Below are 16,722 nucleotides of genomic sequence, written 5' to 3'. Positions count from 1 at the left end.
AATACACGCGAGATGGGAATACCGTAGTTGCCGGTTACGAGAAGTGATCAGTCCAGATCGTTTATCGGGTCGATCGATTCCGCATGACAGCCAGCGTGACGCTCGCACCGAGAACTCATCGGGAGTCGGAGTCGCCCGATCGCGGTGAAATCGGGGTCTCGAGTCGGAATGCGGCCTCGATGCGGGCGGCGGCGGCGAGCCCGCGGTGTTCGGCGAACGGTGCGGTGATCAATTGCACCCCGATCGGCAGTCCTTCGGCCGATAGCGCCGCCGGCAACGTGACGGCGGGCAGGCCGAGATAGTTGGCGGCGATGGTCAGCTGCTGTGCGGCATACATGTGCGCGACGTTCGCGCTACCGCCGAGGTCGTAGCCGACCGGCCAGGGCAGGGCCGCCGATACCGGGCCGAGCACGATCGGATGGTCGGCGAGGAACCGAGACCAAGCCGCGCGCAGCGTGAGACGCTCGCCGAGCGCGGACATATAACCCGCTAGGTCCAGCGGCGGGAACAGTTCGAGCGCGGCGTCGATGAAGGCGTTGAGCCCTTGGCTGCCGATGCGGCGCATGAGGTCCAGACGCTGGGTCACCACCTCGGTCGAGACGAGTCGGCCGTAGGCCGTTGCGGTTTCGTCCAGCCGTGGCGCTGCCACCTCGGTGATCGGATGCCCCGCGCGCGCAAGCGCATCCGCGGCCTGCCGCACGGCCGCGCGCACCTGCGGATCGATGCTGCCGTTCGCGCAGACCGCGACCGCGGGCGTCCCGGTGGGATCGTCGAGGTCGCGGGCCGGGATCCACGCCGGATCACGCACATCGCCGTCGATCATTACCGCGAAGGCTGCCGATAGGTCGCGCACCGAACGGGCCACCGGCCCTGGCGCGGCGAATAGCTGGTTGGTTGGCGCGGGTGCCGGTCCGGGCAGGCTGGACGCGACCGCGACCCGGCCGGGTGTCGTGCGCAGGGACGTGACGCCGCAGAACGCGGCGGGCACCCGGAGTGAACCGCCGAAGTCGGTGCCGAGTCCGAGCGGTGTCATACCGGTCGCCACGGCGGCGGCGTCGCCGCCGCTGGAACCGCCGGGGCTGCGCGAGGCGTCCCAGGGATTGATGGTCGGGCCCGCGGCGTCATTGTCGGTGTGCCAGCGAGTTGCGAAGTCCGGCATATTGGTTCGGCCGATCACGATCGCACCCGCCCGCCGCAGCGCTGCCACCGACGGCGCGTCCGACGGTGCGACCGCGTTCGCGAGTGCCGCGACACCCCAGGTAGTAGGGCTGTCGGCGACGTCGAGATTGTTCTTGACGGTGAACGGCACCCCGTGCAGCGGCCCGATCGGCTCCGCGCGCCGATCGGCTTGCGCCGCCGCGTCCAACGCCGATTCCGCGAACACGGCGGTGATCGCCGCGATCGAGGGATCGATCTCCGTGATCCGCGCCAGATGCGCCGACACTACCTCCGTCGCCGTGACCTCACCCGCCGCGATCATGGCGGCGAGTGACACCGCGTCCCGCGTCCACAGCGCGGTTGCCCGGCCTGTTGTCATCATTTCCTCATTTCGGGGTCAGGCGATTGCCGGTTCAGCGATATCGCTCGCGCGCTCGGGAACGGGTTCGCGGGCCGGATCGGGCTGGGCGGCAAGGCGTTTGCCGAGCAGGACGAACAAAAGGATCAGCCCGGCCGTCAGCAGGATGTGACCTGCTCCAGCGAGCAGCGCGATCACTGCGGAGCTCGATCGGCCGAGGACGGTCAAGGTGCCGTGCACGGTCATCGCGCCGACGGTGATGACCAGACCGATGTTGTAGACGGTGAAAAACCAGCCGAACAGCCGGTGCGCGCTGAGGACGAACAGCTTCTCCAGCGCCAGGACGATGAGGAAGAACAGCATCCCCAGCGCCAGCAGATGGGTGTGGACCACACCGAGCTGGGTCTGCCCGGTGAAATCCTCGATCTTGGTGAGTTCCCGGTAGTACAGGCCGGAGACCACCCCGACGATCATGTAGATGTGGGCGGTATCGAGGATGGTCTTCATTGCCGTCGTGTTCATTGCGGTGCCCGTCATCGCTTCTCGCCCCGCAGCAGCAGTGCTGCGGTGGCACCGACGAGTGCCGCGGTGAGGCCGTGGACGCCGATGGCAGTGGCGGTGGAGCCGTGGCGGACCAGAATGGTCAGCATGTCGCCGGTGGGGATCAACGCGATGGTCACCATGGCGACACCGAGAGCGCGCCGCTCACGTGCCGCGAGCAGCGCGAGCACGATCAGCCCGGTGACGACGTCGCGGACACCCTTGATATTCAGGAAACCGGCGGCCTCGCCGCGCGGCCAGTCGGGCAGGCCGAAGTCCGGTGCCATCGAATCCGGTGCGACCAGGTAGCCGACCCCGGTCGCCAGGATGAACGCCCCACCGACCAGGGCCCCAGCGGTGCCGAGCCGATCGGTGACGGTGCGCGAACCTCGCAGGGCCGCAGTGGTTTTCGGGTGGTCTGGAACGGACAACGATCTCTCCCGCGTCAAGTGTGCAACAGTGCCGGTCTCGGCACTTCCACCCTGCAATGCGCCCGCCCGCCCGATCAACGACGGATCGGGTAACGACCTATTAGTCCAGAGTTATCGCCGATGCGGCGAATTGCGCAATGGCCACATCGGTGTGGGCGCACCAATCGTGAGCGCGTTCGGCTACGAACAGCTGCGTAGTACGCACCGATTATTCGTCGAAAGGGGGATCAATGCGCAGGTCGGCGTTCTGGTTCTGGGGCAGCAGGATCGGTGCGGGGGTGGCCGCGTACTGCATGATCTTCGCGATCGGATCATGGGTTTCCGATAATGGCTACTGGCGTGCCTATGCGGTCGCCGGGATCGGCGGCGCCATCGCGTGGTGGTTCGGTCACCGGCTGGGAGTGCGAACCGCGGCCGAGGAGCGCGCGCCAGTGGCGCATCCGGACATTGCCCAGCGCCGGTGGGAGCTCGGGCAATGTATCGACGCGTTCGGTGCGGAGGACCCGCGCACGCTCGGGGCCCAGCTGGTGCTCGCCGATGCGTGCTGGGCGGCGGGGCAGCACGACGAAGCGCTCTACTGGTACATGGCAACCCACGCCAGCTGCCTGCGCGCCCTCGGTTCCGATCATCCGATGTCGATCAAGGCGGAGCACCAGTTGCGCGACGCGCACCGCCGATCGAGATTCGGCCTCGGCGACGATGATTCGGCCGGGCCGTCGGATTCGGCGTCGCCGACGACACCCTGATCTCGGACGCATTCGGCGGCGGTGCCCCCACCTGCATCTCGTGCTGATCGGGGTCCCGATGGTTAGGCTGCGGCCTTGTGCGTGGGCTGTCGTCGGTGTCGCGGTTGTGGTTGGTGTGGGGTGTCACTCGGATGCTGATGGTGGTGTTCACCGGGGTGACGGTGCTGCCGCACAGCATCTGGGATGCCGCGGCCGCGGACTTGACGCTGTACCGCGAATGGGCCGAACTCATTGTGTCCCAGAATATTTTCCCGCTGCACGACGAGCGGTGGCAGTACCCGCCCGGTGCGGGCGCGCTATTGGTGCTGCCCTGGCTGCTCGGTGGCGGGCACGGCTACAACTGGTTGTTCTTCGCACTGGTCGCCGCGGCGGACGCGGGTGTGCTCGCCCTGCTGATCCGGGCCGCGCCGCGCGAGGGCCGGGACACCGGGCCGTGGGTCTGGACGCTCGGCGTGGCACTGCTGGGCCGGGTCTGTTACGGCCGATTCGATCTGATCGTGGCGGCGGCCGCGGTCGTCGCACTGCTGTGGGCGACGCGCCGACCGGCGGCGGCTGGCGCGGCCGCCGCCGCGGGCGTGCTGCTGAAGGTGTGGCCGCTGGTGGTCGTGCTGGGGTTGCGCCGGCGGGTGCTGTGGCGGATGAGTGCGGCGGCGGCCGGTGTCGGGGTGCTGGCGAGCGTGGGGCTGACGGTATTGGGTCCGGGCGCATGGTCTTTCCTGCAGTTCCAGTCGAAGCGTGGGTTGCAGATCGAATCCGTCGCTGCCACACCGCTGTTGATCGCTCGGCTGGTGACCGGCGGCTGGCGCATCGTGCATCGCTATGGGGCCGAGGAGTTGTCGGGGCCTGGGGTTTCCGCCGTGGCCCTGGGATGCGTGACGGCCATGATCATCGGCGGCGCGGTGCTGCTGGTCGCCTGGTGGCGCATGCGGCCGCCGGCAGCGGATCTGGCCTTGGCCGCGGTGCTGCTCGCCTTGGCGACCAGCCGGGTACTCAGCCCGCAGTACCTGGTGTGGGTGGTGGCGGTGGCCGCGGTCTGCGCGCTCGACTCGCGCACCACACAGCGCCCCGCCGTGGTCCTGGTGCTGGTTACGGCGCTGGCGAGCCAGGTGGAATTCCCGTTCGTCTACGACCGGGTGGCCACCGGAAGCTGGCCGGGCGTGCTGGTTCTGACACTGCGCAACGGCCTGCTGGTCTGGGCAACTGTGTGGTCGATTGTGCGGCTGTACCGCAGCACCGGCTACACCTCGATTTGCGAGCCCATGATGACCGTGCAGTCGCGGGGGAGGCCGAAGTATTCGGCGGCGTCGGCGGTGATGTGACTGGTGGCGATGAACAGTCGTTTGCGCCAGTTGGCCATGGTCGGGGCGTCGCCGCGGCGCAGTTCGATGGTCGAGAGGAAATACGAGGCCTGGTCGAGTTGCAGTAGGCCTTCGGTTTCCGCGGGGTCGAGCAGGGCCAGTGCGGCGGGCACGTCGGGGGTTTCCATGTAGCCGTACCGGGCGGTAACGAAGATGATGCCGTCGTCGCGGTAGCCGAGGTGGTCGATGGCGACGCGCTGGTCCACCGGAACGCGCGGCACGGGCTCGGTCTTGATCGAGATGATCACGATCTGCTTGTGCCGGACGTGGTTGTGCTCGACATTGGCCCGCATGGCCAGCGGCGCGGTTTGTTTGCCGCGGTTGAGGAAGATGGCGGTGCCGGGGACGGTGATCGCCGAGGTGGCTCCGCTCTGCAGTTCTTCGACGAATTCGCCGAGCGATCCCTCGCGCCGTTCACGCTCGGCGGTGACGATTTCGCGGCCGCGCTGCCAGGTGGTCATGATGGTGAATGCGGTGACGCCGATCAGCAGCGGCAGCCACGCCCCGTGCACGAGTTTGGTCATATTGGCCGCGACGAACAGCAGGTCGACCACCAGCAAGGGGATCGCGCCCAGCGCGATCAACCACAGCGGTGTCTGCCATTTCGCGCGGGCGACATAGAAGAACAGCAGCGTGGTGATGGTGATGGTGCCGGTGACCGCCATACCGAATGCGTAGGCCAGCGCCGCCGACGTGCGGAAGGCGAAGACCAGTGTCAGCACCGAAACCATCAGCAGCCAGTTGATCCATGGCACGTAGATCTGGCCGATGGTGGACTCCGAGGTGTGCGCGATGCGGAGCCTGGGCAGATAGCCGAGCTGGGCGGCCTGCGCGGCGACCGAGTACGCGCCGGTGATGACCGCCTGGGAGGCGATGACCGTGGCCGCGGTGGCCAGCAGCACCATCGGTAGTCGCCCCCATCCGGGCACGAGCAGGAAGAACGGGGCGCTGATATTGGCGGGATCGTCGAGGATCAGCGCACCCTGGCCCATATAGCTGAGTACGCACGCGGGGAATACGAGGACGAGCCAGGCACGGGTGATCGATCGGCGGCCGAAGTGCCCCATATCGGCGTAGAGCGCCTCGGCGCCGGTGACGGCGAGCACGATGGCGGCCAGCGCGAAGAACGCGATGCCGAAATGGCCGAACAGGAAGCTCAACGCATACGTCGGTGACAGCGCCTTCAGGATCTCCGGATGTTTGCCGATGCCCGCGACACCGCACGCGCCGATCGTGATGAACCAGACGATCATCACGGGCCCGAAAACCCGGCCGACCGCCGCGGTTCCGCGCTTCTGGACCAGGAACAACGCCACGATGATCACCGCGGTGATCGGCACGATCAGCTCTTCCAGCGAGGGTTGCACGACCTTGAGTCCCTCGACCGCCGACAGCACCGAGATCGCGGGGGTGATCATGCTGTCGCCGAAGAACAATGACGCGCCGAAGATACCGAGCGCGGACAGTGCGGCGGCGGTGCGGCGGCCGCCCGGCGCGGTCCAGCGCCGCAGCAGCGTGATCAGCGCCATGATGCCGCCCTCGCCATCGTTATCGGCGCGCATCGCCAGCAGCACATAGGTGACGGTGACAATGATCATTACCGACCAGAACACCAGTGACACCACACCGAATACGTTGTCCCGGCTGACCGGAACCGGGTGCGGGTCGCCGGGGTTGAACACCGTCTGCAGGGTGTAGATCGGGCTGGTCCCGATATCACCGAACACCACGCCCAGCGCACCGACCACCACCGCGAGCCCGGCCGTATTGTGCGTGCCGGACGCACCCGACGGTGTCCCCGCCGCTTCTGCTGCCGCTTCCGTATGCGGTTGGTCGGTCACGGTGATCCTCCTCCGCGCGGATCGTTGAGCCAGCTGCCCGCGCATCGTGCCGGACGATACCGGCCCATCCCCCCACCTTCAGCACATCCCCGGCTACACGCCGGTTTCCGAGCCGTCCGGAACGGGGACGGGAGCGGCTGTTCGATCACTGGGACTGCGATAGCAGGGCTGGATGTCGCGGCCAGGGCTGTGGTGGACCCCTGTACTGCTTCGCTGGTAGTCATCGCACTCGGAATCGTGACCCGCGCCACAGGTTTGCTCTGAGTGGGAACTCGGGGCGTTCGGGTGCGACTACCGATCCGTCAGCGCCGATGCCCGGGATCTCGGGGTGTCACAAACGCTGAATCGTCAAGTGGCACACCTGGTGAAGGGTTAGTAGTGAGAGAACATCGTGGCTTCGGCGTGCGCCGGGGTCTGGGGATTGTCGGGGCGGGCGCGGTTGTTGCCGTTGGTTTGCTGTCGACGGGTGCCGCGAATGCCGACGCGTTCGTCGCATTGCCGGACGGGCAGAAGGCCGGTCCGGGCGTGAACGTCATCCGCAATGGCGAGCATGCGATTGTGTCGCCCTCGCTGGCGGCCAACGGTGCCGGTCGCACGGTGTGGATGTCGGGCAACGCGATCGCCGAGGTCGCTGTCACGCCGGAGGGGGCGGTCGGGCCCAATAACGGTCCCTCGGGCGCTCCGGGCACCAATAATTCGTCGACACATGGTATTTCGCAGCTGAGCACTGGATACATCGTCGGGTGCCAGGTCAGCATTGCCGACAATGCGATCTCGGCGGGAGTGTCCGGCGGAATCAACCTGAGTGGGGGATCGCTCGGCGGCTCGGTGGGTCTGAACCTCGGGCCGGGTGAGGTGAAGTTCGTTCAGATCGACTACAAGGACATTCCGAAGCCCGGCACCTATTCGGTGGAGTATCAGGACGCCGAGATCGAGATCCAGGGCTGCGCGGGCTATGCGCAGGCGCGTGCGTACACGGTTGTCGAAATCATCGGCGACCACTACTCGAAGACCACCCTCTATGGGGCTCCGTTCAGCATCGGCTGACCCAGGTTTGTCGAATCTCTTCTCGCTCAGCCGAATTCACTCTTCGAGGAAGTCAAAGATGATCAACCGCAAGCTCATTGCCCGGCTCGCCGGCCTGGGTATCGCAACCGTCGCAGCTCTGGGGTTCTGCTCAACGGGCGCGGCGAATGCCGATACCTTCGTACCGCTGCCCGGTGCGCACCTGACCAAGACGCTGTCGGACGGCACCGTCGTGGACATCACGCTGTCCGGTGAGTCGGCGAATATCAACCCCTCGATGGGGGCGACGCCGCTGCACCGCAATGCGTGGGTGTCGGGGACGGCGTCGGTAGAGCTGTCCGGTCCCGGCGTCAGGGGCGGTCGCATCGCCCCTGGTTACGTGGTCGGCTGCCAGGTCAATATCGCCGGTGGCGGCGCCAATGGTGGAGTGACGGGCACGCTCGACTGGAGTGACGGGCAGAACGTCAAGCCGGGTGTCGGCACCAATAGCGGCGGCAATCTGACACTGGGTCCCGGCCAGGCGAAGTCGTTCTTTCTGCTCGACCTCGAGCAGGCGGATGATTTCGGCCAGGAGGTCCACCGGATCCGGCACCAGTTCAAGGGCCCCAGCGGCGGTGTGTCCTGGGCCGATGAAACCATCGATCTCAATGGATGTGCCGGGTATGCCCAGGCCCGCTCCTTCGTGGGCGTCGAGGTGGAGACCGCCAACGTCGTCACCTGGGTAACCGTGTGGGGCGAGCCGTTCAGTATCGGCTGAGGAACATTCCGATTCCTACCAGCTGGGTCGCCGGATAAGCCGATATCCCTGTAGAGGGGCATCGCGTGGCTATCGTCACTGCTGAGCATCAGTTGCGTTCGATTCCTTTTCCAGAAGGAGTGATCTCGACGATGAACAAATCTTGGTTGGGACGTGCGGGCTCGACCGGTGTAGCGGCAGCCGCCGTCGTGGTGATCGCCGCGGCTCCCGCATCGGCTCATGTCACGGTGTCGGCGCCGGATGCGGCGCGTGGCGGTTCGGCGGTGCTGGTGTTCCGGGTGCCGAATGAATCGATGACCAATAGCCCGACCGTCGAATTGGCGGTGCAGATTCCGGGTGTGACCGCTATCGATACCGAGGCGGTGCCCGGCTGGAAAGCGGTGACACACAAGGACGGCAATGTCACCGCCGTCACCTGGACCGCCGACTCCGGTGGCGGGATCGGGCCGGGACAGTTCGGGGAGTTCTCGGTGCTCGCCAATGGGCTGCCCGATATGGACAAACTCACCATGCCAGCAGTGCAGACCTACGCTGACGGCCAGGTCATCAAGTGGGATCAGTCTGCCAGCGATAAGGGTGAACCCGAATACCCCGCCCCGACATTGGCTTTGGCGGCCGAACGATCCGGTGGGGCCGAAAACCACGGCGACATTCCGGCGAGGTCGACTACCGGCGGGTCCTCCAGCGATGACACCGCGCGCTGGCTGGGCGTCATCGGCATCGTGCTCGGCGCGCTCGGTCTGCTGATCGGTGGCGGCGCGGTGATGCGGCGCAGGTAGATCGAAACCTCGGATCGTGATCGGCCGCGCTGGGTATGGATCAAAAGCTGACCGAGCGCGGCTGATCAAACCCTTCCGACTCGCACGCGCGTGCCGGATGGGAGGATAGGCATTGTTATGAACCGCTTGCCCGTATCGCCGCACCTGCGGGCAATGCGTGCGGCGATATTCGCGGCGATCGGTGTGTTGTTGTCCGCTGTCGGCCACGCCGAGGCGTCCGGGCACGCGGTGTCGTTGTCGGCGTTGGTCGTGGCGTTCGCCGCGACGGGTTCGGTGGCGTGGGCACTGGCCGATCGGCAGCGGGGAATCATCGCGATCGGCGGTGGCCTGCTGGTGATGCAGGCGGCACTGCATCTGTGGTTCGGTGTCTCGGTGGTATCGGGCGCTCATGGCGCATCCCACGCCGCGGCTGTGCCGGGTTCCCTCGCGCACGTGGGTTCGCTGGCGATGATCGTCGGACATGCGGTGGCCGCGGTGGTCTGTGCGGTGTGGCTCTGGTGCGGCGAGCGGGCTTTGTTCGCGCTGTTGCGCGCGTTGTATTCGCGGATTCTGGCACCGCTTTTGTTGGTGTTGATCCATTCGATAGTGGACGAAGCCGGAGTCGGTGTTCCGGTCGTTTCCGAGCGAGCGGTCGTGCCCCTGCGCGGTGCCGTGCTGCGTCATGTGGTGGCTCGGCGGGGACCGCCGGTAGGCGTGGTTGTGGTCTGAGAGTCCGCCACGGGCAGCCGGAATGGTTCCGGTGCAGTGGTGCGGAACCGGTGGCCGACGATTCGGTCGGCGCTACATCGGTTCGGCGTGCACGAGTGGCGGACGCCGCCGCCGTAGCCTGCGCGTCCGTCCTGGACGGTAGGTGCGGCGAGCTTTCGCCCAGCGGTCGCCGGAGCATCCGCGCACTCGTCGGTGCGCGGGGATAAGCCCGTGTGCGACCGGTCTTTTCAACGCCGCGTGCTGCGGCGTCGCTGAACCGAGATTGTTCGACACATGCATTCACTAGTGAGAACACTGCCGTTCGGCAGTGGTATTTCGTTGTCCCTCCTGACATTTCCCGTGGTGCACCCGGGTGAGTCGTGCCGGTCTGGAAACCGCTCATGTCCGACGAAGAACTGACCGCGCTCGCGCTGGCGGCCGGTAAAGGGGATCGGGCGGCGCTGGCCGAGTTCATCCGAGCGACGCAACGTGATGTGTGGCGTTTCGTCGCCCACCTGACCGACGTGCAGTCCGCCGACGATCTCACGCAGGAGACCTTCCTGCGCGCCATGCGCAGCCTGCCGCGGTTCGCGGGTCGGTCCACCGCCCGGACCTGGCTGTTATCGATTGCGCGGCGGGTGGTCGTCGACCGGTTCCGCAGTGCCGCGGCCCGGCCGAAGAACGCACAGCTGGCCGAGTGGCAGCAGGACCTGGACCATCGCCGCGAGCACGAAAGACCGGACTTCCCAGAGGAAATGGCGATTGCCGATCTGCTGCGCGCCCTGCCCGCGGAACGGCGGGAGGCATTCGTCCTGACCCAGGTGCTCGGCCTGACCTATGCCGAGGCAGCGCAGACCGTGGGTTGCCCGACGGGCACCATCCGCTCACGGGTCGCGCGGGCTCGCGAAACCTTGGTCGCGCTATTGCAGGCGGCGGAGACGCCCACGCCCAGGGAACCGATCGGTGCTCCGGTGCGACTACCGCTCGGTGCGCGCAGCGCGATCGGTGGGATCGGGCCGGGTATCGCGGAGGTGGTGTGATGGGCGGGCTGGAGCTGCGGTTGGCGAGGGTGTCGTGCCGACACGGCCGCATCGAGGTCGTCAGCGATGTCGATCTGGATGTCCCCGCCGGACAGCGGGTCGCGCTGACCGGCACCAACGGTTCCGGCAAGACCACGCTGCTGCGTGCGGTGATCGGTCTGCACGGCGCGGTCCGCGGCGAGATCACGGTCGGCGGGCGTACCGGCGGCGGCACTGCCGAGCAGGCGTGGTGTCGCCGGGTCTGCGCATGGATTCCGCAACGGCCGGCGGCTGGGCGGTTCCCGTTGCTCGCCGGTGAACTGCTGGCCAGCAGCGGGGACCGGGCGGCGGCCGAGACGATGGCGATGCGGCTCGGGGTCGGTGCGCTGGTCGACCGACCGCTGGACACACTGTCAGGTGGGCAGTTGCAGCGCATGCACCTGTCACGCGCGGTGGGCTGTGTGGCGGCCGGCGCGGGTGTCGTGCTGGCCGACGAGCCAACGGCCGCACTCGATTTCGCGGGGCAGGACGAGGCGGCCGAGGTTTTGGCCGGACTGCCGGTCACGCTCGTCGTGGTCACCCACGATCGGGCGCTGGCGCGGCGCTGTGACCGGGTGCTGGAGATGGCGGCGGGCCGGTTGCGGGAGGTCGAATGAGATTCGTTGCTGTGGTGTGCATCCCGGCGTCGGATCGCAAGACAGGGAGGCATCGTGAACGGGCCCGCTGAGGTGGTCGATCTGCTCGGGCTCGTCCCGGTGCGGCGGGCCGGACTGGCGCTGGTGCTCGGGTCGATCGGGTTGCCGATCGTCGGGGTGGTGATCGTCGGGCTCGACATCATTCCGGTGCGGTTCGCGATGATGCACGTCGCGTTGCTCGGCGCTGCCGTCGGGATGCTGACCGGACTCGATCCGGCGCTGTGCGGGCTGGTGGCCTGTGCGGTCGCCGGAGCCGGGATCTCGCCGCTCGCCCGCACACCGGAAAGCCTGTCCGGGGCAATGGGTTTGCTCATGAGCCTCGCCATCGCGGCGGCATTGCTGGTGCTCGCGCTGGCGGGAGTGAACGCGTCATCGGCGTTCTCGCTGCTGTGGGGCTCGATCCTTTCGGTGCGTTCCCAGGACGTGATCGTGCTGGCGGCACTGGCGATTGCGGTGCCCGCGCTGTTCTGGTGGCGGCGGCGGGACCTGGCGCTGCTGCTGCACGATCGGGAGTTGGCGCTGGTATCCGGGGTGCCGGTGCGGTGGCTGACGCTGGCGCTGCTGGTATTGGTCGCGGTGGCGGTGGCCGGGGCGATTCGGCTCACCGGTGCACTGCTCGTCGATGCGCTCACGCTCCTGCCCGCCCTGGCCGCGCGGCGACTCGGACATTCGCTGACATCGATCATCGGGTGGGCCGTAGGTATCGGCGTCACGGTCAACCTCGTCGGCTTCCTCCTCGCCCTCGCCTTCGACCTGCCACCAGGACCGGTCCTGGTCCTCACCGCGGGGGCAGTCGCCCTCGCGGCCCACCTGATCCCCGAACGGAGATACAACCCATGGCACGTTTCCACCCACTGACCGCGGGGCTGGCCCTCGCTGTGGCCGCCGGTGTGCTGCTCGGCGGCTGCGCCAGCTCCGACGGCGACCACGACCACGACGGACACCAGCACCCGAAGATCGTCGCCACCACGACCTGGGAAGCCGCGTTCGCGAAAGCCGCAGGCGCGGAGGATGTCACGGTGATCGTGCCCGCATCGGTGCACCACGCACCCGACTACGACCCCAAGCCGTCGGATCTCACCGCGGTCGCCGAGGCGGACTTCGTGCTGTACGCACCGTTCGAACCGTTCGCGGCGAAGATCAAGGAGGCGGCCGGTTCCAAGGCGAAGCTGATCGAGGTGAACCTCGACAACTCCGCCGATAGGGCGACCGCGCAGGTCAAGTCGCTCGGTACCCAGTTCGGCACCGCGGCTGCCGCCGATGGCTGGACGGCGACGTTCACCGCCGAATACGACAAGCTGGGCAAGGACATTCGGGCCGCGTGGCCGGGGGGTAAACAGCCGACCATGGTGGCGCAGGTCTTTTCGACATGGGCGGCGCAGTTGGCGGGTGCCGATATCGTCGGCACCTACGGGCCCGAAGCGGTGACACCGGGACAAGTGTCCGCGCTCGCGGCGAAGAAGCCCGAGTTCGTGCTCGACAACGCGCACATGTCGAGCGGAACCGTACTACCGGACAACGCAGCCAGGCAGGTGTCGATCGTCAACTACCCGAGCCAAGACCGAGAACTGCTGACCGTCTACCGTGACGCGGCCGCCGCACTGAAGAAGGCCATGTCCGGTTCCTGATCACTGTGGGGCAGGCACGTGAGAGGCTTGCCCCACAGCCGATCGCGGCCCGCATGGCCGCTCGGTCCGGTTTACCTGCCGGAGTCAGGGGCAGTGCATCGAGTAGCAGTAGTGATTCGGGATGCTTCCCGCGCTCGGCCCGTGCGCACTCAGATGGCGCACAATCCGTCAGAACTGTGGGGCAGGCGGGTGAAGAGTGCTGCCCCATAGCCGATCTCAGCCGATCGCAGCCCGCATGGCCGCCCGGTCCGGCTTACCCGCCGGAGTCAGGGGCAGCGCATCGAGCAGCAGTAGTGATTCGGGATGCTTCCCGCGCTCCAGTCCGTGCGCACTCAGGTGGTCGCACAATCCGTCCAGGTCAGGTGTGCGACCGGGGCGCGGGACGACGCATGCGGCGAGCCGTTCCCCCAATCGCGGATGCGGCACACCGACGCACGCGACGTCACGGATGTCGGGGTGACCGGCGAGCAGCTGCTCCACCTCGGCCGGACTGATATTCGCACCGCCCCGGATCACGATCTCCTTGAGCCTGCCGACCACGTGCAGGCGTCCTTCGGCATCGAGGACGCCGAGATCCCCGGTGCGGACCCAGCCGTCGTCGGTGCGATAGCGGGCGTCGAGTTCGGGATCGCCGACGTAGCACAGCGGGGTCATCGGACCGCGGGCCACGATCTCACCGGTCTCACCCGCGGGGGCGGTTTCGCCGGTATCGATGTTCGTGATGCGGATCTCGGCGACGCGAGGATTCGGGCGGCCGACGATAATGCCGGGACCGGCTGCGGCCGTACCGGTTTCGCCGATATCGGTGTGGCAGTTCACGCCATCGGCGGAACCGTAGAGGTTGATGACCGAGCAGCCGAAGGCGCTTTCGGCCTCGTCGGCCGTGGCTCGGTCGAGCGGTGCACCGCCGAGCACGAGTGCCTGAAGTGAACCGGTATCGGTGCCGGATGCGTTGTGCTCGAGCATCATTCGAACCATCGTCGGGACGCCGAGAACGTGGGTCGGCCGATGCTTTTCGATCGCGGCCAGTGCGGCCTCGGGGGTGAAGTGGTCGAGCAGGATGAGGGTGCCGCCATGTCGGGCCAGGGTGACGGCGGTGCCGCTGCTGCCGAAGGCAGAGGCGAGCGGGACCAGGAACAGACAGCGCGGCGGTTCACCCTCGAGCAGGGCCGCCATGAAGTTGCCGCGGCCGCCGGCGAGCGCATTGTGTGAGTAGGCAATCATTTTCGGCTCCGACTCCGAACCGGAGGAGACCAGGATCCGGGCGGCGGCATCGGGGTCGGGACGAGCCGGGACGTACAATTGGCCGTCCGCGTGCAGCAGTTCGGTGAAGGAGATACATCGCGCCGGGGCCGGCTCCTTGCCTACGGCGGCGACGAAACGCAGGTTGGGTAATTCGTCGAGCAGCTCAGCGAGGTCCTGCGCGTGGGCGTGGCCGCGGAAATCGGTCGCGGCCAGAACGGCAACGGCCTCGGCGCGGCGCAGCAGCGATTCGGCCTCCCGCATGCCACGGCCCGCCGGAAACGGCAGTGCCACCGCGCCCAGCGCAGCCAACGCGAGGTCGGTGATGACCGCTTCGCGCGAGGTCGGAAGCTGCACGCCGACAACGTCTCCGGGACCGACGCCCTCGGCTGCCAGACCTGCCGCCAGGCGACGCACCAGCCGGTCGAGTTGGGTGTAGCAGACCTTGCCCTTGGCATCGAGCAGCGCGGTGCGGTGCGGGTCCAGGCAGCGCTGCGCACGAAACAGCGAATACAGGTCGAGGTCGGGACAGGCGCCGTCGGCGGCCCACGAACGGCGCAGCCGACGCGGGACCAGATCGTGTAGCACAACGCTCATCGGAAGCTCCAGGGAGACGAAACAGCAACAGCGCCGCGTGCGTCGGTGGTCATGGCGTCGGTGAAGCGAGGATCGCCGGGCAGATCGGCCAAGTCGGTGGTCACCGCAGTGGCTTCGATTCCGCTGTCGCGCAAAGTGGCGACGGCTTGTGCGGTGGACAGACCGCGGACCCGATCGGCGTGCTCGATGGCCACCGCGGCGTGCGCGTCGGTGGGGGTAAGCCACCCGTCAGCGGTGGCCAGTGGTCTGCGGAACCCGGCCGGTCGGCGCGGGTCCAGTCCGTGGGCGGCCCGGCGCAGCGCGGGCGCGGTGAGCAGATTCGCCGCCGCGAGCAGCGAGGATTCGACCCGGACACCGCGGCCGGTCTGCTCGCGGGCGAGTAGCCCGGCCAGGATCGCCTCGGTGCCCAGCATGCCGCCGAGCACATCGAGCAGCGTCATCAGCGACGGTATCGGTGTCTCATCCGCGGGCCGTGCGGCCTCCCCGACGCCGGTGCGGGCCTGCACCATGAAGTCGGTACCCATCGGGGCGTCGGTGAGCCGCCCGGCCCAGCCGCTGGTGTAGGCATAGATCAGGCCGGGGTTGGCCGCCCACAGATCATCAGCGCCCAACCCGAGCTGCTCGGCTTTGCCGGGCGCCCAGTTGTGCAGGAACACATCCGCTCCGGCAGCCAACTCGCACAACCGTTTCCGATCCTCGGCCGATTTGATGTCGATCTCGACCGCGTCCTTGCCCCGGTTCAGCGCCAACCAGCGCGCGGAGATATCCGAGCAGGTCGGCGGCATACCGCGCAGCGGATCGCCGCCCGGCGGCTCGATGCGCACCACGTTCGCGCCGAGCAGCCCGAGCAGATGCGCGGCCAGCGGAGCCTGCACCCGACGTCCGGCCTCCAGCACGGTGAAACCCGCGAGCGGTCGATCGGCGGTCGGTGCGGAACCAAAAGCGGCGGTGTGCCTTTCGTCGCCAAGGAGGAATTGCCACGGCATGGTGTCCTCGCCATTGGCGCGCATCTCCTGGCCGCGCTCGGTGAGTGTGCGCAGTCGGCACACGTCCGCGCCGGAGGCGTCAGCGGCGGCGCGCACCTGCGCCCAGCTCCGCAGCGCGGTGGTGTCGTGCAGTGCCCGGGGAATCGGTGCGCAGGCGGTCGCGTAGCGGAATTGGAAGGGCCGCCAGCCTTTTCGCAACGCGTCCTGCGGTGCGTCCAATGCCCGCCAGAAGTCGGCCCACACACCGACTTCGAGGGCTTCTACCTCGAATTGGACGCCGTCGGCAGTAGTGAAGGGCGGCCCGCCCGGGGCCAGCGAGGTCGCTTCGTCATCGTCGGCGCACGCCGCCGCCAGATACTGGGAGACGGTCAACAAGGCCGTCTTGTCGACCGCGACGTATACTCCGGTCAGCGCGCCGCCGCGGGCGCGACCGATGAGTGCGGCGAGAAGTCCCTGCACCGTGAGGATTCCGGCGGCGGTCGAGGCGTAGTCCACGGCCAGGCCGCGCGGAGTGCCGTCGCGTCGGCCGTGCACGAGCATCAGTCCCGCCGCGGCCTGCGCGGTTGCTTCGTCCTGTATCCGACTGCTGGATCCCCCCCAGGCCACCGCTGCGTGCACAGCACTACCGTCCGGTCCGGTCAGGGTCAGCGCGTCGGCGTCGCCGTCGACCGGTTCGGCACCGAGCAGCCGCAGGTGTTCGGTTGCCGTGGTGATCGGGCCGGGCGGGCTCGCGGTGCGAAATCGCATGCCCCGCAGGGGTGCCGTCAGCTGGTCGGTGCCGGGTGTCCGCATGATGCCGGGTGTCATGGCTCTCCCTGTTCAACGGTCGCGCTACCCGTGGGAACTCGGCGCGGCTGCGCGCCGACCAATCCCT

At 67.8% G+C, this 16,722-nt stretch carries 16 protein-coding genes; 10 read left to right on the top strand and 6 right to left on the bottom strand.

All coding sequences use genetic code 11. The features are described 5' to 3' along the window. Positions 1-115: 115 nt before the first annotated feature. The 3 genes from ACQP2D_RS40085 to ACQP2D_RS40075 are packed head-to-tail and all read right to left on the bottom strand — an operon-like array spanning position 116 to position 2,487. On the bottom strand, positions 116-1,537 hold the full coding sequence (locus ACQP2D_RS40085; RefSeq protein WP_433681096.1) for an amidase: 1,422 nt from the start codon (positions 1,535-1,537) through the stop codon (positions 116-118). Positions 1,538-1,555: 18 nt separating this feature from the next. Then, complete coding sequence (locus ACQP2D_RS40080) at positions 1,556-2,053, bottom strand: DUF2871 domain-containing protein (protein WP_433681095.1); 498 nt, start codon at positions 2,051-2,053, stop codon at positions 1,556-1,558. Beyond that, positions 2,050-2,487, bottom strand: coding sequence for a DUF4267 domain-containing protein (locus ACQP2D_RS40075; RefSeq protein WP_433681094.1), 438 nt, complete (start codon positions 2,485-2,487; stop codon positions 2,050-2,052). The genes ACQP2D_RS40080 and ACQP2D_RS40075 overlap by 4 nt, the downstream gene beginning before the upstream one ends. A 230-nt stretch (positions 2,488-2,717) precedes the next feature. Between ACQP2D_RS40075 and ACQP2D_RS40070 the strand changes: the two genes are divergently transcribed. Then, positions 2,718-3,233 carry a tetratricopeptide repeat protein gene (locus tag ACQP2D_RS40070; RefSeq protein WP_433681093.1) on the top strand — a complete coding sequence of 172 codons (516 nt, stop codon included), beginning with the start codon at positions 2,718-2,720 and terminating at the stop codon, positions 3,231-3,233. Positions 3,234-3,310: 77 nt separating this feature from the next. Then, positions 3,311-4,552 (top strand): glycosyltransferase 87 family protein, encoded by a 1,242-nt coding sequence (locus tag ACQP2D_RS40065; RefSeq protein ID WP_433681092.1) that lies wholly within the window; start codon positions 3,311-3,313, stop codon positions 4,550-4,552. Here the strand turns inward: ACQP2D_RS40065 and ACQP2D_RS40060 are convergent. Beyond that, positions 4,471-6,342 (bottom strand): potassium transporter Kup, encoded by a 1,872-nt coding sequence (locus ACQP2D_RS40060; RefSeq protein WP_433685908.1) that lies wholly within the window; start codon positions 6,340-6,342, stop codon positions 4,471-4,473. The genes ACQP2D_RS40065 and ACQP2D_RS40060 overlap by 82 nt on opposite strands. A gap of 468 nt (positions 6,343-6,810) precedes the next feature. On the opposite strand from ACQP2D_RS40060, the gene ACQP2D_RS40055 reads away from it, so the two are divergent. The 8 genes from ACQP2D_RS40055 (at position 6,811) to ACQP2D_RS40020 (ending at position 13,023) form a co-directional block, all read left to right on the top strand. Beyond that, entirely contained in the window at positions 6,811-7,479 is a 669-nt protein-coding gene (locus tag ACQP2D_RS40055) for an MspA family porin (protein ID WP_433681091.1), read from the top strand. 58 nt (positions 7,480-7,537) lie between these two features. After that, complete coding sequence (locus tag ACQP2D_RS40050) at positions 7,538-8,215, top strand: MspA family porin (RefSeq protein WP_433681090.1); 678 nt, start codon at positions 7,538-7,540, stop codon at positions 8,213-8,215. Positions 8,216-8,346: 131 nt separating this feature from the next. Further along, positions 8,347-8,994, top strand: coding sequence for a DUF1775 domain-containing protein (locus ACQP2D_RS40045; protein ID WP_433681089.1), 648 nt, complete (start codon positions 8,347-8,349; stop codon positions 8,992-8,994). 117 nt (positions 8,995-9,111) lie between these two features. After that, the gene (locus ACQP2D_RS40040; protein WP_433681088.1) at positions 9,112-9,702 is read left to right on the top strand and encodes a hypothetical protein; all 591 of its coding nucleotides are present in this window, start codon (positions 9,112-9,114) and stop codon (positions 9,700-9,702) included. Positions 9,703-10,082: 380 nt separating this feature from the next. After that, a complete protein-coding gene (locus ACQP2D_RS40035) occupies positions 10,083-10,721 on the top strand; it encodes a sigma-70 family RNA polymerase sigma factor (protein WP_433681087.1) in 639 nt (212 codons plus the stop codon). After that, positions 10,721-11,356: an ATP-binding cassette domain-containing protein gene (locus ACQP2D_RS40030; RefSeq protein WP_433681086.1), complete on the top strand. Its 636-nt coding sequence runs from the start codon at positions 10,721-10,723 to the stop codon at positions 11,354-11,356. Before ACQP2D_RS40035 ends, ACQP2D_RS40030 begins: the two co-directional genes overlap by 1 nt. 54 nt (positions 11,357-11,410) lie before the next feature. Continuing rightward, the gene (locus ACQP2D_RS40025) at positions 11,411-12,253 is read left to right on the top strand and encodes a metal ABC transporter permease (protein WP_433681085.1); all 843 of its coding nucleotides are present in this window, start codon (positions 11,411-11,413) and stop codon (positions 12,251-12,253) included. After that, on the top strand, positions 12,232-13,023 hold the full coding sequence (locus tag ACQP2D_RS40020) for a metal ABC transporter solute-binding protein, Zn/Mn family (RefSeq protein ID WP_433681084.1): 792 nt from the start codon (positions 12,232-12,234) through the stop codon (positions 13,021-13,023). Before ACQP2D_RS40025 ends, ACQP2D_RS40020 begins: the two co-directional genes overlap by 22 nt. Positions 13,024-13,239: 216 nt before the next feature. Here the strand turns inward: ACQP2D_RS40020 and ACQP2D_RS40015 are convergent, their stop codons facing one another. Then, entirely contained in the window at positions 13,240-14,862 is a 1,623-nt protein-coding gene (locus ACQP2D_RS40015; protein WP_433681083.1) for a class I adenylate-forming enzyme family protein, read from the bottom strand. Further along, positions 14,859-16,655: a CoA transferase gene (locus tag ACQP2D_RS40010; RefSeq protein WP_433681082.1), complete on the bottom strand. Its 1,797-nt coding sequence runs from the start codon at positions 16,653-16,655 to the stop codon at positions 14,859-14,861. Before ACQP2D_RS40010 ends, ACQP2D_RS40015 begins: the two co-directional genes overlap by 4 nt. Positions 16,656-16,722: the final 67 nt, after the last annotated feature.

This window comes from Nocardia sp. CA-119907, assembly GCF_050955995.1.
Lineage (GTDB): Bacteria > Actinomycetota > Actinomycetes > Mycobacteriales > Mycobacteriaceae > Nocardia.
The sequence above is the reverse complement of the archived record's forward strand: the minus strand, read 5'-3'. Positions and strand labels throughout refer to the sequence as shown.

What these genes read in the sequence shown, in the direction of transcription:
- ACQP2D_RS40085 (WP_433681096.1), bottom strand. Translation starts at nt 1,537, where the DNA reads ATGACAACAGGCCGGGCAACCGCGCTGTGGACGCGGGACGCGGTGTCA.
- ACQP2D_RS40080 (WP_433681095.1), bottom strand. Translation starts at nt 2,053, where the DNA reads ATGACGGGCACCGCAATGAACACGACGGCAATGAAGACCATCCTCGAT.
- ACQP2D_RS40070 (WP_433681093.1), top strand. Translation starts at nt 2,718, where the DNA reads ATGCGCAGGTCGGCGTTCTGGTTCTGGGGCAGCAGGATCGGTGCGGGG.
- ACQP2D_RS40050 (WP_433681090.1), top strand. Translation starts at nt 7,538, where the DNA reads ATGATCAACCGCAAGCTCATTGCCCGGCTCGCCGGCCTGGGTATCGCA.
- ACQP2D_RS40045 (WP_433681089.1), top strand. Translation starts at nt 8,347, where the DNA reads ATGAACAAATCTTGGTTGGGACGTGCGGGCTCGACCGGTGTAGCGGCA.
- ACQP2D_RS40040 (WP_433681088.1), top strand. Translation starts at nt 9,112, where the DNA reads ATGAACCGCTTGCCCGTATCGCCGCACCTGCGGGCAATGCGTGCGGCG.
- ACQP2D_RS40035 (WP_433681087.1), top strand. Translation starts at nt 10,083, where the DNA reads ATGTCCGACGAAGAACTGACCGCGCTCGCGCTGGCGGCCGGTAAAGGG.
- ACQP2D_RS40030 (WP_433681086.1), top strand. Translation starts at nt 10,721, where the DNA reads ATGGGCGGGCTGGAGCTGCGGTTGGCGAGGGTGTCGTGCCGACACGGC.
- ACQP2D_RS40020 (WP_433681084.1), top strand. Translation starts at nt 12,232, where the DNA reads ATGGCACGTTTCCACCCACTGACCGCGGGGCTGGCCCTCGCTGTGGCC.
- ACQP2D_RS40015 (WP_433681083.1), bottom strand. Translation starts at nt 14,862, where the DNA reads ATGAGCGTTGTGCTACACGATCTGGTCCCGCGTCGGCTGCGCCGTTCG.
- ACQP2D_RS40010 (WP_433681082.1), bottom strand. Translation starts at nt 16,655, where the DNA reads ATGACACCCGGCATCATGCGGACACCCGGCACCGACCAGCTGACGGCA.